At 30.0% G+C, this 18349-nt stretch carries 12 protein-coding genes; 10 read left to right on the top strand and 2 right to left on the bottom strand.

Translation table 11 applies throughout. The features are described 5' to 3' along the window. Positions 1–28: 28 nt before the first annotated feature. The 10 genes from CP965_RS06985 (at position 29) to CP965_RS06940 (ending at position 15029) form a co-directional block, all read left to right on the top strand. Entirely contained in the window at positions 29–7780 is a 7752-nt protein-coding gene (locus CP965_RS06985) for a VCBS domain-containing protein (protein WP_129061363.1), read from the top strand. A gap of 121 nt (positions 7781–7901) precedes the next feature. Continuing rightward, the gene (gene tkt / locus CP965_RS06980; RefSeq protein WP_129061362.1) at positions 7902–9815 is read left to right on the top strand and encodes a transketolase; all 1914 of its coding nucleotides are present in this window, start codon (positions 7902–7904) and stop codon (positions 9813–9815) included. 120 nt (positions 9816–9935) lie between these two features. After that, complete coding sequence (locus tag CP965_RS06975; RefSeq protein ID WP_129061361.1) at positions 9936–10244, top strand: ArsR/SmtB family transcription factor; 309 nt, start codon at positions 9936–9938, stop codon at positions 10242–10244. Continuing rightward, the gene (locus CP965_RS06970; protein WP_129061360.1) at positions 10244–10597 is read left to right on the top strand and encodes a gamma-glutamylcyclotransferase family protein; all 354 of its coding nucleotides are present in this window, start codon (positions 10244–10246) and stop codon (positions 10595–10597) included. The genes CP965_RS06975 and CP965_RS06970 overlap by 1 nt, the downstream gene beginning before the upstream one ends. A 74-nt stretch (positions 10598–10671) precedes the next feature. Beyond that, a complete protein-coding gene (locus tag CP965_RS06965) occupies positions 10672–11925 on the top strand; it encodes an arsenic transporter (protein WP_129061359.1) in 1254 nt (417 codons plus the stop codon). Between the two features lie 20 nt (positions 11926–11945). Then, on the top strand, positions 11946–12347 hold the full coding sequence (locus CP965_RS06960; protein ID WP_206732266.1) for an arsenate reductase ArsC: 402 nt from the start codon (positions 11946–11948) through the stop codon (positions 12345–12347). Between the two features lies 1 nt (position 12348). Then, positions 12349–13311 (top strand): permease, encoded by a 963-nt coding sequence (locus tag CP965_RS06955; protein WP_129061357.1) that lies wholly within the window; start codon positions 12349–12351, stop codon positions 13309–13311. 78 nt (positions 13312–13389) lie between these two features. After that, on the top strand, positions 13390–14106 hold the full coding sequence (locus CP965_RS06950) for a hypothetical protein (RefSeq protein WP_129061356.1): 717 nt from the start codon (positions 13390–13392) through the stop codon (positions 14104–14106). An 11-nt stretch (positions 14107–14117) separates the two neighbouring features. After that, complete coding sequence (locus CP965_RS06945; protein WP_129061355.1) at positions 14118–14348, top strand: thioredoxin family protein; 231 nt, start codon at positions 14118–14120, stop codon at positions 14346–14348. Positions 14349–14429: 81 nt separating this feature from the next. Next, on the top strand, positions 14430–15029 hold the full coding sequence (locus tag CP965_RS06940; RefSeq protein WP_129061354.1) for a hypothetical protein: 600 nt from the start codon (positions 14430–14432) through the stop codon (positions 15027–15029). Between the two features lie 27 nt (positions 15030–15056). On the opposite strand, the gene CP965_RS06935 is transcribed toward CP965_RS06940, so the two are convergent. Both CP965_RS06935 and CP965_RS06930 read right to left on the bottom strand, forming a co-directional pair. Continuing rightward, positions 15057–17591, bottom strand: a complete 2535-nt coding sequence (locus CP965_RS06935) for a [protein-PII] uridylyltransferase family protein (protein WP_129061353.1) — start codon at positions 17589–17591, stop codon at positions 15057–15059. Beyond that, a complete protein-coding gene (locus tag CP965_RS06930) occupies positions 17584–18342 on the bottom strand; it encodes a sigma 54-interacting transcriptional regulator (protein ID WP_129061352.1) in 759 nt (252 codons plus the stop codon). Before CP965_RS06930 ends, CP965_RS06935 begins: the two co-directional genes overlap by 8 nt. Between the last annotated feature and the right edge of the window lie 7 nt (positions 18343–18349).

Raw genomic sequence — 18349 nt, 5'->3', positions numbered from 1 at the left:
GTAGAGATAAAAATCAAAGGATTAAGCTATGATTAAATTAATAATTAAAAACCCTGATGGAACTAAAGAAGTTCTAAATATAACTGAGAATATTAACTTTAAGCCAGAATCTGGACAACAATTTTATTTTGAAAATCTTGATGGTAAAAAACACATATTTAATTTAACAGATGGAGAGTCATCTGTTGAATTAGTTTTTACTTCAAATGATGAAAAACTTATTTTTAATTTTGAAGGTATGGCTGACCTAATAAAAGAATCAAATTCTATTGCAGGTCAAAAAAGTAAAACAGTTCTTGGAATCATAAACGATGAAGAAGGGCTTGAGGAGTTAAATTCAACAGCATTAAATCCTGATTTTAAAGGTGATGATGTAATTATTAAATTAAAAGAATTATTAGCTGAAACTGATAAGGGTGAAGATTATCAAAATGGAATTATCATAGATGATTTCGGTTCGTTAGCAGAACAATTAGATGCTGCAGCAGCTGGAGGAGCAACTTCAGATGCTTCTACAAGTCCTTTTAATATTGATGGTCCTACTGTTAATACTTATGGAGTTGAGGGAAGAGACCGAGGTTCTGAATTTGATGACCAGACACTTGACTTCGGTGGAGAAAATACAGATACTATAATATCAACAAATGAGCCAGAACCAGAACCTGAGCCAGAACCAGAACCAGAACCTGAGCCAGAACCAGAACCAGAACCAGAACCAGAACCTGAGCCAGAACCAGAACCAGAACCTGAGCCAGAACCTGAGCCAGAACCAGAACCAGAGCCGAATTCTGTACCAACAGTAGAAGTATCAGATTTAACAGCAGAAGTAGGCGATAATATAATTGCAGAAGATGCAACAACAGCAGTAAGTGGAACATTTACAATCGCAGCGGAAGCAGGAGTAGAATCAATAAGTGTAGATGGTACTACAATTACAGAAGCACAGCTTAAAGATTTAAGTGCAAATCCAGTAGAAATCACAACAAGTGATGAGGGTGGACAACTTACAATCACAGGATATGATGAGTCAACAGGTGAAGTAAGCTATGAGTATGTACTAAATCAACCAAAAGACCATAGTGCCGGTGAAGATAGTGTAATAGATACAATAGCAATAACAGTAACAGATGCGTTAAACCAAACATCAGCTGTAGATACCTTAGATATTTTAATAACAGATAGTACGATTGAAGCAGTAGGTGAAGAACATAGTTTAACAGAAGATTCAGCAATAACAACAGTTTCAGGAGATACCTTATCAAATGAAGCAGATCCATTCGATGGAGATGTAAGTTTCGTATCATGGGATAGTACAACAGCTAACTATGGAACAGTAACATTAAATGCAGATGGAACATATAGCTATACACTAGATAATACAAATCCAACAGTAAATGCATTAAATGATGGTGACACATTAACAGAGACATTTACATATACAGTACAAGATGGAGATGGAACAACATCTCAAACAGAAGTAGTAATCACAATAAATGGTTCAACAGATTCTGTACCAACAGTAGAAGTATCAGATTTAACAGCAGAAGTAGGCGATAATATAATTGCAGAAGATGCAACAACAGCAGTAAGTGGAACATTTACAATCGCAGCGGAAGCAGGAGTAGAATCAATAAGTGTAGATGGTACTACAATTACAGAAGCACAGCTTAAAGATTTAAGTGCAAATCCAGTAGAAATCACAACAAGTGATGAGGGTGGACAACTTACAATCACAGGATATGATGAGTCAACAGGTGAAGTAAGCTATGAGTATGTACTAAATCAACCAAAAGACCATAGTGCCGGTGAAGATAGTGTAATAGATACAATAGCAATAACAGTAACAGATGCGTTAAACCAAACATCAGCTGTAGATACCTTAGATATTTTAATAACAGATAGTACGATTGAAGCAGTAGGTGAAGAACATAGTTTAACAGAAGATTCAGCAATAACAACAGTTTCAGGAGATACCTTATCAAATGAAGCAGATCCATTCGATGGAGATGTAAGTTTCGTATCATGGGATAGTACAACAGCTAACTATGGAACAGTAACATTAAATGCAGATGGAACATATAGCTATACACTAGATAATACAAATCCAACAGTAAATGCATTAAATGATGGTGACACATTAACAGAGACATTTACATATACAGTACAAGATGGAGATGGAACAACATCTCAAACAGAAGTAGTAATCACAATAAATGGTTCAACAGATTCTATTTCAGTTTCAGATTCAAAGGCAGTTGTCTCAGATGAAGGTTTACCTGGAGGAAATGAAGATGGATATCAAAAGAATCCAAATTATACAGGACCTGATTATACTGATCAAACTAATTCAAATTCATATATTGGAACTTTAACAATTGCTTCAAATAGTAATAGTTTAGTACATACTTTAGAAATTGATTTATCAACCTTACCAACTAATTTAAGTTCATCTGGAGAGGAAATATCTTGGTCTTATGATAATGGAAATAAAGCTGTTGCTCTGGGTAGTACAAATAATGGAGAAGTAATAAAAATAGAATTAAATAATGGTGACTCTGAACTTAATTCAACAAGTACAGACATTCCTTCGTCTGTAGAATATAAAATAACAACTTCTGATTCTATTGATCATCCTGTAAATAGTGTTGAAGATACACTAGATTTTGATTTTGATGTAACATTATCAGATGGAGTTAATACTCCTGTAAATGGTACTGTTTCTGTTACTATTGAAGATGATATGCCATCTGCAAATGATTCTTCAACAACAATTAATATTGAGCCTTCATCTGTTAATTTAATTGTAGCACTTGATTTATCAGGAAGTATGAATGATAAGCTTGCATTAGCAAAAGAATCTATTATAAATTTAATTAATAAATATGAAGACCAAGGTGAAGTTAAAGTTCTTTTAACAACATTTAGTGGATATAGTGAAGTAGAAACAAATAATACAGGTTCAGTTTGGTTAGATGCAAGTGAAGCTATCTCTATAATAAATAGCTTACGTGCGAATGGTGGAACAAATTATGATGATGCCTTATTGAAAATCATGGATGCATTAGAAGATGAGCCTGCTCCATTGGATGGAGATACAGTTTCTTACTTTATTTCAGATGGAGAACCAACTTATGGAATGCATGAGGATACATATTGGTCTTGGGATGATTGGGCATATATTACAGGTTATGTAAGAGATGGGGATGGTCGTAATGAAACAGACGTAAATGATGATATTGTAAATGATTGGCTAGCTCTAGGTATTGATAAAATGTATTCAGTAGGAATTGGAGATGATTCTTTAACTACATATTTAGATGAAATTTCTGATTCATCGAGTGATGTTATAATTGTAAATGATGCTAATGATTTAGATTCAACATTAAGTGATACTGTAGTTGTTGAAACTGGCTCTTTAGATTTCTCTTTTGGAGCAGATGGTGCAGCAGATGGTTCTGGTATCAAATTAGATGGTGGTAAGCTAGCTTTTACTTGGGAAACACCAAGTGCAACAGGGAATGATGCTTCTTCTATTTCATGGAGTGTTAATGGAACTACTTTAATTGGTACAATTGCAGGACAAACTGTAATTAAAGTTGAAGCAACTGAAATAAATAGTGATAATCCTCAATATAAAATTACGGAATTAAGTAACGAACTTGATATAAATAATATATCTTTCCCTTATACTATTACAGATGGTGATGGAGATAGTATGTCTGCAAATTTAGATGTTACTATTACAAAAGTTACACCAACAGCAATAGTAATATTAAATGATGTTAATGTTGAAGAAGGATCAGGAGTAGCAACTATAGGAGCAACATTAAACCATACTCCTAATACAGACTTTATAGTTACTCTTTCAAATGGTTCAACAGTTACTTTTGGTACAGATTATGTACCAGGAACTATTGTTGAGTCAACAGAATTTAATATTCAAGAAGATGATGTTTATGTTGATGCTGAATCATATGATGTAACAATTACAGGTACTCAAGGTGGAGGTTTTAAAGATTTAAATACTGAAGATACAGCAACTGTAACTATATCAGATACTATTACTCCTGTTGATGTAACAATTGATGCTGTAGCAACAACTCCTAAGGTTATAGATGTAACTACTGCAACAGATGGAACGACTGGTGTTAAAATAACTGCTATAGGAACTTATGGTGAGACTGATTTATCAATTATTACAGGTACAGATCATGATGGATTTGGAGTAGAAAGTAGAAATGACTCAGATGGAGATACTAGAGAACTTGGAATGAATGAAAAAATCATCGTTGAATTTACAAATGATGATGGTTCTACAAAAGATGTAAATTCATTAGATGTTTCTTTTGCTTGGCGAAATAATCATGAAACAGCAAAAATTACTTTTATAGATGATGGAAATATTGTAGGGTATGCAGAGGTTAGTGGTGATGGACAAAGTACAACAAAAGCTTTTGTTACATATTTTGATGCTAGTGGAAATGAAATAAAACAAGTAGAAGCAAGAGGAAGTTCTGATAAAGTAGATGAATCATTTACTTTTGAGTTACCAGATTCAAATGGAGATATTGTAGCTTTTGATAAAGTAGAGTTTTCTGCTCCAACTAGGGTAGATGATTATTTAATTAATAAAATTGTGTATACAGAAGTAGTTGATACAACAATAACAGATATAGAAACTTCTGATGGACAAATTACATTTAATATTCAAGTAGATGAAAACTATCCTCCTCAAGGTGATGCAATAGCTAAAGTCGAAATAAATGGAAAAGAGTATGATGTTGAATTAAATGCCACAGGAAGAGGAACTATATCAATTAATTCAAGCGAATTAGGAGATTTATCTAATGTAGAAGTAAAACTATTAGAGGTAAATGGTGGAAACTATGAAAAAGTAAATACTTCAGAAAAAACATTTGATTTTTCATCTTCTTTGGAAGATGAATTAAGTTCTACTGATGACAGTATTATTACTGATGAAGATACAGCTTATACTTTAGAAGAAACAGACTTTGGAGAGTATGGAGATAATATAAAAGAATTCAAAATTACTGAGTTACCACAAAATGGAAAACTTTTCATCAATGTTACAACAGGTGATACAGTAATAGATAAAGATGGAAATTCATATGTAGTTACAGAAGATTCAAAAGTTGAGATTTTTGAAAATCAAATTCTTTCTTTAGCAGATGTTGGTGCAGGAAAAGTTGTATTTGAACCAAATGCAGATACAGATGAAGATGGAAGCTTTGGTTTTGCAGTTGGTGATGGTGAAGGAAACTTTAGTGATGATACATATTCAACTACTATTGAAGTAAGAGCTGTAGCAGATACTCCAACAACTACAATAAGTATTGATAGTTCAAATGATTCTACTATAGGATCTTCTACAAAGATTGAAGATGGAGACTCAATTGACAATGTTGGTACAGCAGATAGTGATATTATTGAAGTTAATAAAGAATTAGTAATGAATGATAAAATTGATTTAAAAGAAGGAAATGATACTTTAATTTTAAATGAAGATATTAATCAGGTTACTCTTACTTTAGGTGAAGGGAATGATACTATTATTATTAATGGAGAAATTAATGGAACAAATAATATTGACTTAGGTAGTGGTGATGATGTAATTAAAATAAATAATATTGTTACAGATAATACTCATATCTTAGGTGGAGACGGAAAAGATACACTTTATTTAAGTGGTGATCAATCAGACTATAAAGTTAATTGGCAAACGAATAATAATGGTATGATAGAAGGTTCTATAACTGATATTGTAGGTGGTGGAACTATTCAATATAATCAAATGGAAACTATAGTTTTTGGAGATGGTAGTTACCTTGGGTCTGAACCACAAACAAATTCAAATGAGTATAATATAGATTTTAGTGCAGCTTTAACTGATATTGATGGAAGTGAAAGTTTAAGTGTTCAAATCAGTGGAGTTCCAAATGGAGCTACTTTTAATTCTCCAAGTATAGTTGAAGTAGGAAATGGAGTATGGGAAATAACAGTTTCAGATTATGAAGATGCTAAATCAATTAGTGACAGCATAAAAATGACAGTACCAGAAGGTACAAAAAATATTGACTTAACTATTACTGCTACATCAACAGAGACAAGAGATGAACAGGACTCTGCACAGAATTCAGATTCTGATAGTATAATAGCTAGTTTATCTGGTTCAGATGTAGAATTGATTGGTGATGATACTAATATTCAAACATTTGAATTTGGTTTAGAAAATGCTAATTCGATGGTAACAGTTGCTTTTGATGCAAGTCAATTTGGAGATTGGGAAACATCAGGAAGACATAAGGATAAGTTTACTGTTGAGATTAATGGAGAAGAAAAAGTTGTTACATATAATCCTGATTCTGAAGAGTATTCATTTGATATCCAAGCAGATGCAAATGGTGATGTTGTAGTTAAGTTTATTACTGATACAACAGCAGAAGATGAAGGTGTGGAAGTTGATACATTAACAGCAACCTTAATAGATGGAATAGTTGAAGGTGTAAGTTATGAAACTACTTCAGGAGTAAAAGGATTAACAGACTCAAATGGGAACTTTAGCTATAAAGAAGGAGATAGTGTAACCTTTAGTGTAGGAAATGTAGTACTAGGAGTAGTAACGGCTCAAGAACTTGCAAATGGACAAGTGTTCTTACAAGATATAGCAAATGTAGATAAAACAGATTTAAATGATGAATACCTTGAAAATTTAGCAACATTCTTACAATCAATTGACTCAGATAGTGGAGATAATATAGTAATAACACAAGAAACAAGAGATTCTTTAGTGAATTCATATATTAACCTTCAAACAGCAACAGAAAGTGAAGTAAAAGCATTGATTGAAAGTATAGGTAAAACTTATGTTGACGAAGAAAGTGCAATGGATCATGTTCAAGAGATGTTACAACAATATGCAAATATAGATGCAAGTGAATTCGATGAACATATAGATGATAGTATCATGACAGCAACATTTGGAATAGATGCAATAACAGGGATTACATATACAACAAGCTCAGGAATAGAAGGAATCACAAATGAGAATGGACAATTCTCTTATGATATAGGAGATGTAATTACTTTCACAAATGCAGCAGGACAAGTAATAGCACAGTTAGATTCAAGTTTAATAGGAAGTGATAGTTTAATCACACTAAGTGAACTAGGAATTACAGTTGATGATATAATTTCAATTTCTCAAGAAAATGAAGATTCAGAAATAGTAGAAGCAAATGTAAGTGAAACTGAAAATGAAGAATCTTCTACTGATGATTCAGAAGAAAAAACTGCAATAGAAGAAGTAAAAGAAGATGAAGATTCTGAAACAATAACAGTAAGTGAAATGGATGAAGAAGATGAAGAAGTTGTTAATACTGAATCTGAATCAGAAGAAGAAATAGTAGTTGAAGAAGAGATTGAAGAAAATGAAATTACAGAAGATAGTATCTTAATTATTGAAGAGAATGAATCAATAGATTTAAGTACAATAGAAACAAATAAAGAAGAGACTCAAGAAAATACAAATGTTCAAACACCAGACTTAGAAGAATTAGTTGTAGAAGAAGAGGAAGAATTGAAAATCTTTAGTGAAGAAGAATCAGATAAGATAGCCTTAGAAGGTGGAGAGAACAATTGGACAAGTAATGGACAAGAGGAGATAAATGGAGAGACATTCGACTCTTATCAAGGAACAGGCGCAACATCAAATGTAAAAGTTCTAATAGATGAAGATGTATCAATAGAATCAGATATATAAAAAAGAAAAGGAGAAATCCTTTTCTTTTAAACTTTCCAATTACACTTCAAAAATCATTTAACTATTTTTAGATATAATCTACTAAAATTAAGAGAATAGAAACTACAATTTTAGGATAATTATGTCAAAACAACTACTTCAAAAACAAGCAGACACAATCAGATTTTTAGCTGCAGATATGGTTCAAAAGGCTAACTCAGGACATCCAGGTGCACCAATGGGAATGGCTGATATTGCTACAGTATTAAGCTCTCACTTAAATTTAAACCCATCAAATGATAAATGGTTAAATAGAGATAGATTAGTATTTAGTGGAGGACATGCTACAGGTTTAGTATACTCTTTATTACATCTTTGGGGATTTGATGTAAGTATAGCAGATATGAAAGAGTTTAGACAGCATAACTCAAAAACTCCAGGGCATCCTGAATATGGACATACTCATGGTATTGAGATTACAACTGGACCTTTGGGGCAAGGTATTGCAAATGCAGTTGGATTTGCGATGGCTTCTAAATATGCAAAAAATATTTTAGGTAAAGATGTTATTAACCATAATGTTTATTGTCTTTGTGGAGATGGAGATTTACAAGAAGGTATCTCTTACGAAGCATGTGCAACAGCAGGACATTTAAATTTAGATAATTTAGTTGTTATCTATGATTCAAATGAAATCACAATTGAAGGTGATACTTCTATTGCCTGGTCTGAAAATGTTAAGAAAAGATTCCAAGCAATTAATTTTGAAGTATTAGAAGTAGATGGTCATAATTTTGATCAAATAGACAAAGCAATTATTTCAGCAAAAGCTTCAGATAAACCAACACTTATTATTGCTAATACTGCTATTGGAAAAGGTGCTGCTACTATGGAAGGAAGTCATCACACTCACGGTGCTCCTTTAGGTGAAGATGAAATTAGAGCTTCAAAAGAAAAAGCAGGATTTAATCCCGATGAAACTTTTGTAGTACCTTATGATATAAAAGGTGCATTTGATAAGTTAGTAAAAGGTGCTGAAGCAGAAAACACTTGGGCTGAATCATTATCTAGTGAAACAAAAACAAAAATTGAAGAATTACAAAATCCTAATTTTGATGCAATTTCTTTTCCAGAGTTTGAAGCAGGAACTAAAGTAGCAACAAGATCTTCAAACCATAAAATATTAAATGCGATTGCAGATGCAATACCAGGTTTTTTAGGTGGAAGTGCAGATTTAGCTCCATCAAATAAAACTGATTTAAAAGATAAAGGTGACTTTCCAAATGGAAGAAATATCCATTTTGGTATTAAAGAACATGCAATGGCAGCAATGACAAATGCAATGAACCTTTATGGATTATTTAAAGTTTTCTCTGCAACTTTCTTTGTATTTTCTGATTATCTAAAACCAAGTGCAAGAATTGCAGCATTAGCTTCTATTCCTCAACACTTTGTATGGACTCATGATTCAATTGGTGTTGGAGAAGATGGTCCTACACATCAGCCAATTGAGCACTTATCACAATTTAGAGCTTTACCAAACTTTTATACATTTAGACCTGCTGATGCAACTGAAAATGTTGACTCTTGGAAAGTTGCTCTTAAGATGTCTGCTCCAACAGCATTTGTTTGTTCAAGACAAGATTTAGAAGTATTAAAACCTGAAAAAGCTTATGGTAATGTATCAAATGGTGGTTATTTATTGAAAGAAAGAGAAGGTGCAACTGTTACAATTATGGCTTCTGGTTCTGAAGTTTCTTTAGCTCTTAAAACTGCTTGTGAGCTTGAAAAAGATGGTATTAAAGCAAATATTGTTTCGGTTCCTTGTTTTGATTTATTAATTGAGCAAGATAAAGAGTATATCTCTAAAATCATCAAACCTGATACAAAAGTATTTGCAGTTGAAGCTGCAAGAGGTATGGAGTATTATAAATTTGTAGATGAAGTATTTGGCATGGATACATTTGGAGCATCAGCACCAGCAGGAGAACTTTTCAAAGAGTTTGGATTTACTGTTGAAGCTTTATCTGAAAAAATAAAAACTAATCTATCTTAATATTTAAGAGGATTTATTCCTCTTTCTTATTCTCTGATTCTTAAATTAATATATCAAGATATCTTGATATATTAAGAAAAATATGATATACTTTTATAATTACAAACATAGGATATTTTTATGGAAATTTTTTTAAAGTCTGTATCAGCATTAAATGATGAGACTAGAGTGAAATTATTAAAATTTTTAAATATTCATGGAAAATGTTGCGTATGCGATTTAGAAAACTCTTTTAATATGATTCAATCAAGACTATCAAGGCACTTAAAGATACTAAAAGAAGCAGGGTTTTTAAGAGTAGATAGAGAAGGGCGATGGGCTTATTATTCAGTAAGAACTCCCCTTGATGAGTTTAGACAAGCTTCAATAAAAGAGATTATGACTTTAGATATTGAGCTTCCAATTTTAACAAAGGCTTGTAATTTATAATGACTGAAACACTATTTGTTTATGGAACACTTATGCCAAACTGTCCAAATGGACATGTTTTGGAAAATATTGTAGGTAAATTTGTACCTGCAACGGTAAAAGGAAGACTTATTGATGCTGGATGGTCAGCTTCGATGGGATATCCAGGGATTAGACTTGATGCAGGAGAAGATACAATTCATGGATATCTATTTTATTCATCAAATTTAATAGATAACTGGGATTATTTAGATGAGTTTGAAGGTCAAGAGTTTCAAAGAACTCCTGTAATAGTTGAGAGATATGATGAATTAGAAGTAGATACTTTTATTTATACTCTTAAACAAGAAGTATTAGATATGGAAGAAGAGTAACCAAAAGGTTACTTTTTTTTACTATAATACATCAAGGTATCTTGATATATTGATTTTAAAATAGGAAAAATTTTATGATATTAGCAAGTTCAATTTTTTTGGTTACTTTGATATTTGTTATTTGGCAACCAAAAGGCTTACAAATAGGAACTACAGCAGTACTTGGAGCAATAGTTGCTCTAATTGCTGGAGTTGTAAGTTTTGAGGATGTATTAGTTGTAAGTGATATTGTTTGGGATGCAACCTTAGCCTTTATTGGAATTATTCTTCTTTCTATGGTTCTAGATGATATTGGTTTCTTTGAATGGTGCGCTATTAAAATGGCAAAACTCTCACGTGGTAATGGACATTTGATGTTTGTATATGCACTACTACTTGGAAGCTTTGTTTCAGCACTATTTGCAAATGATGGAGCAGCATTAATTTTAACACCAATTTTATTAGCAAAAATGAGAATACTTAAACTAAATGCAAAGACAATTTTAGCTTTTTTACTTGCAGGTGGTTTTATTAGTGATTCTGCTTCTTTACCATTTGTTTTTTCAAACCTTACAAATATAGTAACAGCTAACTATTTTGATATAGGTTTCTTGGAGTATTTATCTCGTATGTTTGTTCCCTATATTGTAAGTACAGTAGTTACTATCTCTTTTTTATGGGCATTTTTACGAAAAGATATTCCAAGAGAAATAGATGTAAGTTTGCTAAAAAATCCAGATGATGTTTTAAAAAATAAAACACTATTTAAATTTTCTTGGGTTTTTCTAGCCTTACTTTTAGTAGGATATTTTGTTGGTGACAACTATGACTTACCTGTTTCTGTATTTGCTTTAGGTGGTGGATTAATCTTTTTAGCTATTGCAAGTTACACAAAAAGTGCAAGGGCTTGGCTTACTATTAAAACTGCACCTTGGCAAGTTGTATGGTTTAGTATTGGTTTATATATAGTAGTTTATGGTTTAAAAAATGCAGGTCTTACTGATTATTTAGCAACTATTTTACAAGATTTAGTTCAAAGAGGTGATGTGATTGCTATTTTAGGAACAGGATTTATCTCTGCATTTTTAAGTGCCATTATGAATAACATGCCAACGGTTATGATTATGGATATTGCTTTAACTGATATTCCAAATGAGACATTAGCTTATGCAAATATTATTGGATGTAACTTAGGACCTAAAATGACACCATTTGGTTCTTTAGCTACACTCCTTTGGCTTCATGTTTTATCACAAAAGGGTGTGAAGATTGGTTTTTGGCAATATAGTAAATTTGGTTTAATAGTAACTCCACCTATTTTATTTGTGGTGTTATTAACTTTAGTATAAATTATTAATTAGGAGTTTTGATGAAAAAAGTATTAATTTTATGTACAGGAAATTCTTGTAGAAGTATCATAGCTGAAGCACTTATAAACGCAAAGTTAGATGGTGTAAGTTCAGATTCATCTGGTGTAAAAGCAAGTGGAAGAGTTAATCTAAATGCACAAAAACTATTAGAGCAAAAAGGTATTTGGAAAGAGGAATATCATTCAAAAACTATTGATAAGGTTTTAGACAATGAGTATGACTTAGTAGTAACTGTTTGTGACCATGCAAATGAGAGTTGTCCAATGTTTCCTAAGGTAACTAAGATTATTCATGTTGGTTTTGAAGATCCAGATGGAAAAGATTTTTCTGCATTTATTAAAACATATGAAGAGATTGAATCTGAATTATTACCAAAAGTTAAAGAGGCTTTAGGTTTATAAGATGTTTTTCTATTGGGAAAAATTTGTAGACTTTTTAGTTTATGATTCATTAGGTCTTACAAAGGGTGAGCATTTAGCTGATGCACTTCATTTTTTTATTTATGATACAGTTAAGATATTTATTCTTCTAGTGACTATTATTTATATAGTTAGCTTTTTAAGAAGTTATTTCCCTGTTGAGAAAATAAGAGATTATCTAAGTGGAAAACATAAACTAATAGGTCATGTCTTCGCTTCATTTTTTGGAATGTTAACTCCTTTTTGTTCTTGTAGTGCCATACCACTTTTTTTAGGTTTTTTACAAGCAAGAATTCCCCTTGGAGTAACTTTCTCATATTTGATTTCAGCACCTCTTAGTGATGCGGTTGTTATTGCACTTTTATTTTCTCTTTTTGGAATTAAGATTACTCTTCTTTATATTGGTACAGTAATTCTATTAGCAATAGTAGCAGGTCTATTAATAGGAAGTTTGAATCTAGAAAAAGAGGTTTTAATAGATGTAAAACCAGTTGCTTCTTGTTGTGGAAATGAGAATGAAGAGAGTCAAAGTTTACAAAATAGAGCAAAAGATGCTTGGGCATCTAGCATGGATATCTTTAAAAAGATTTACATTTATGTAATAATTGGCATAGGAATTGGAGCATTTATTCATGGATATGTTCCAGCTGAAACTATTGTGAAGTATGCAGGCGGAGATGCTTGGTGGGCTCCACTTATGGGTGTAATAATGGGAATACCTATGTATTCAAGTGCAGCAGGAATGTTACCACTTATTGAAGTTCTTACTTCAAAGGGAATGTTGCTTGGAACTGCACTTTCATTTATGATGGCAGTTGTTGCACTTAGTCTTCCAGAAGCATTGATTTTAAAAAGAGTATTGTCAATGAAACTTATTTCAATATTTTTTGGAACGGTAGGTGTGGCAATATTTATAGTTGGAGTTGTTTTTAACTCTATTTTATAAGATATAATGATATTAAGTATTATTTAATTTGTGAAGAAGTAGAATCATCCTCACAATCTTATTAAATAGGAATTAAAAATGCAAATAACAAGTAGTCCATATTCAAATTATAATCAAAATACAGTAGTATCAAAAATTGAGAATTCTTCGGAAAATTCTTTTTCTTTATTATTAAATCAAGAGAAAGAACTTGAAGAAAAAGGGAAATATTTAACATATGTTGACCAATTTCATTATTTGGATTCTTTAGCAAAAGAAGATAGAAAAATTATTCGTGATATATTAAGAGATGATAAAATAACTATAGAAGAGATGGATAGTCTTTCTTATGAACAAGCAGAAAAATTAGCAAAATATTATATCCCTCAAGGTACTGTTACAGTAGAACAGGTTAGGAATAGTCCTATTATACATAAATCAAATCAAATAGCTGATATGTTTACTGCTACAAAACTTACAAATGATAAAAGTTTCAATGAAGCTATGTATAAAACAGCGAGAGAACTTGAAAATGATATTTTTAGAGGAAAAGTTTTTAATGAAGTGATTTTTAGTATTTCAAAAGCTCTTTCTGAAGAAACTGGAAAAGTGATTATAAATCAATGGGAATGGGATATTAAAAATATGAATATAAATTTTGGTAGTTTATTAGATGATGTTATCTTAGAACATATGAAAGCTATAGAAAATGCTACTACAAAAGATTCAGAATTTATTAAACAACATAAAGAATCAATTCATGGATTATCTATCGTTCAAAAATATTATAGTGATTTAAAAAAAGAGAATAAATAAAAGGAGAAAATATGAAAATTGAAATTTTAGGTACAGGTTGTACAAAGTGTGAAGCATTACTTCAAAATGTAAAACAAGCAATTGCAGATGAAAAAATATTTGCACAAATAGAAAAAGTAGATGACCCAATTAAAATTATGGAATATCAAGTTTTATCAACACCAGCATTAGTAGTAAATGGAATTGTTAAAAGTAGTGGAAAACTACTTAATAAAGAGGAAGTAAAAGAGTTTTTAAAATAAGGTATTTAACAAATTCTTTATAAAAATTGGATATAACTACAAGCTTTATTTATCTGAAGAAAAAATTACTGTGGAGAGTATATGAAAAAAAAGAAAAAAATGTCAGTAAGACTACGAGAATGGCATAGAGATTTAGGTTATTTAGTTATAGGAATTACGATAATTTATTCTTTATCTGGAATTGTATTATCTTTTAGGGATTTACACCTTTTTGAAAAAGAATACCTTTTGACAGAAAAAATAGAAAAAGCTATTGAAAAAGAGTCTTTAGAAGATAAAATAATCTCAATATATTCAAAGAAAGATAAAACTAGCTTACCAACTCATATTGCAAAAAAAGCAGTACTTGATAAATTCGAGTTAATAGAAGATAATAATGAATTTATAAAGTATCAGATTTCAAGAAAAAAAGATATGAAATTTGTAACTTATTATAAAAACTCAGGGGAACTTATTTATTCAATTAGTGGATATCCTACTATTATTAATACTTTTATAAAAGCTCATAAATCTTCAAGCCAAGATAGATGGTCTTATTTAGCTTTAGCATATTCAATAATATTGTTCTTCTTAGCTATTTCTGCAATATTTATGGTAAGTGGAAAATATAGTTTTAGAAAAAGAGGTATATATTTAACTTCTATAGGAATAGCTTTAGTCATATTATTTTTATATATTTAATTTTAAGAGGACAAATAAAGAGTTAGTTTACTCTTTATTTGTAGATAAACTTTCAATTATATCATCTTGTTTACCGCAAAAGTTTCCATTTTTTTCAATCAAAAATAAATCTTTTGCCATACCTTTTATTGAACTAACTTTTGCTGTTTCTATTTCAATATCAAAATCGTCAAAAACATTTGCAATATATGCAAATAAACCTTTTTGGTCTTTCGCTGTAACTTGCATTGAAGCTAAATATGTAGTATGGTTACAGTTGATTTCAATACCTTTTTTATCAATTTCAGGGATTAATAATTTTGTTTTTTTAGACATATCAAAAGAGTTTTCAATAATTTGTTCTATAAGTGGAATATCTTCATCATCTACTTTTTCAGAAAAATTTATTTCAAAAAATTTCTTTTCATCATAAAGTTTAAATATATTCATTGTAGAAATATTTAAGAATTCGAGTTTCCCTAATAGAAAAGCTAAATTTAAAGGTATTTTTCTAATGATTTTAATTGATAGTTGGTCTTTATTTATTATTTTATATGAGAAATCTTTTACTTCATATGCTCTTAGTGCAATATCAAGTATTTCATCTGCTTTACATTTTAAGAACATCTGATTAGAGGCAATATATGTGATCTTTTTTTTCATTAGATTTGAAAGTTCTTTATATTTTTTTAACTGTTTTATTCTATTTTGTTTTGCAATTCTTCTAGCATTCTCACTTAATAGTGGAGTGTTCTCAAATGCAGGTAAAGCTTGTAAATATAATTGTTTTAGTAAAGAAGCTGTTGAACTTTTATAAACAGAATCTCCTACTGCTGAAATATCCGCATAAGTCACTACATACAACATTTTTAGTGCTAGACGTGTTTTAAGTAGTGCAGTAAAAGCAAGGATTACTTTTTCTGAATAAATATCTTCACTTGAAGCAACTTTACTCATCATATTATGGTTTCTAACAAGTAAACTACCTAGTTGAATATGTATTTTATCTAAATCAAAAGAAGTCATCATATTTTTAAATAATTTTTCTCCAGCAATATGATGATCTGTAACTCTTCCTTTTCCTACATCATGAAATAAACAAGCAAGTCTCACAATAGTTTTTTCCTTATCATCAAAAGAATCAAATATTTTTTTTACATAATCATCTTTTATATTATCAAGCATTTTTAGTGTCTTAATAGAATGAACATCAACAGGATGTTGATGATATCCGTCAAATTGTGGTTGATTTACTATCTTTTTTGTAACAGGTAATACTGTTTGAAATAATCTTGCATTATAAATCAACTTTATAATTGGATATAGATTGTTTTTATAAAGAAGTTGTTTAATAATTCTTTTTAACTCTTTTGTTTGTTTTGTAGGTAACTTTGTTTTTCTTGCATACTCTATATATGAACGGTCAAAATGTTTTACATTTTTTGGTAAAGAAATTAGTTCCTTTAATAAGGCATTTAATGTTTTTGGTTTTGCATTAAAAGAGGTATATAATCTATTATCATAAATATATAAATTTTTTTTAAATCTATATTTTCTAAGTTTTGCAATATTTTCTTTTTCAAAAAGAATTTTTCTTGTAAATTTTTTAACCATAATAGTTGAGAAAAAGTGTACACGATGAAGTGATTCTAATAATTTAGACATACACTGCCTCTCTTTTGTTAGTCGAGGTCTATTTTTAAAGCCCATTTTAGAACTAAGTTCAGGTAAAACATCAAAGTTTACAATATCAAGTTTCTTTTTTGAAATACTATGCAAATAGTTTCTAACTCTAAATATAAATTCTAAGGCACTTCTATACCTTTTATATTCTTCTTCAGAGAAACTTATATTTATTAATTGTCTTATATCATTAACTCCATAAGATATCGTAGCCATCCAGAAAATCATATTTGCTTCTCTCATCCCTCCAAAACCATCTTTAATATTTGGTTCCATCTTTAAAGGATATTTTAAAAGTCGTTTTTTATGTTCCTCAAGCTTTTCTAAGACAAACTCTTTTTGATTTGTTTTTCTTATTTTTTTTAAGATATTTTGATACGAAAACCATAAATGTTTTGAACCATAAATCATTCTTGATTCTAAAATTGAAGACTTTATAGTTATATCCTCTTTTACAGAAGAATCTATTTCTTTTATCTCATGTACTCTTGAACCTAGTTTTAAACCACAATCCCAAGCTAAGGTTACAAGTTCCTCCATTATAACTTTTAAGTTATATCCTTGTATTTCCTCATATAAAATTAATAAATCAACATCAGAATAAATGCAAAGTTGTTCTCTTCCATAACTTCCTAATGCAATTAATGTAATAGGAATTGAAGTACTCATTGGTTGATAATCGCCAAAATGTTTTCTTAATATATATTTGTATAATTGGATTAAGAACTTATCTGTATGTTTTGTATGTTTTACAAAAAAATCTTTTCCTCCTGTTGTCTCTAAAACAGAATCAATAGAGGCAACATAAGATTTAAAATGATTTCTAAATACTTTTGAAATTTCAAAGTCTTCTGCTTTTTCAGATATAAGTTCTTCAATTTGGATATTTAATTCAGTCATTTAAATAAACCTTATGTATATCAAGTTTTTTTCTAAGAGTAATTCTATTTAAACCTAGATGTTTAGCCATCTGAACTTGAGATTTATATTTTTTAGTTGCAGCTTTTAATAAAGGAACTTCAAATAAATATATAAAATCTTTATATGAAGTTTCTCCTTGCATATTTGAAAACATATAGTTTTCCATAAACATTAAAATTTCATCTTCTCCTATTGTTTCAAAAAGATAAGAAAAATATATAGACTTTCTAAGACTATGGGCATTATTAGAAATATTTACCATAAGTTTATTTGATGAAATAGAGGGTAAATCTAAAGTTTTACTTGCTTCTGAAGAAAACTTATTAATCAATTCCTTTACATCTTCTTCTCTATCTTTTAATTCAGGTAGCTCTATAGTAATTGAAAATAGTTCTGTTAGTTTGGAGTTTAAGTCTTGTTTTAAAGTAGTAGCTACAACTCTAATATTATTTTCATTTATCCACTTTACAAGAAGTTCTATATTTGTTATATTCTCAATTTTATCAATTATAATTGCAGTATCTTGTATAGAAATTATATTATCACTAATATCTTGTTGAAGATTTTTAGCCTTAAATACTCTAGCATTAGGTAAAATATATTTTGCTAAGGACTTTTTCCCTACACCACTATCACCATAAATCAAAGCATTTATTTTCACACTTTGAAGAAGGTGAGCAGAGTTTAGTATTTCTTTTGAGTTCTTAGATTTTGCAATATAATTTTCCATAATTTTC

Source organism: Halarcobacter mediterraneus (assembly GCF_004116625.1).
GTDB lineage: Bacteria > Campylobacterota > Campylobacteria > Campylobacterales > Arcobacteraceae > Halarcobacter > Halarcobacter mediterraneus.
Note: the sequence above shows the minus strand (reverse complement) of the source record. Positions and strands in the feature narration are given on the sequence as shown.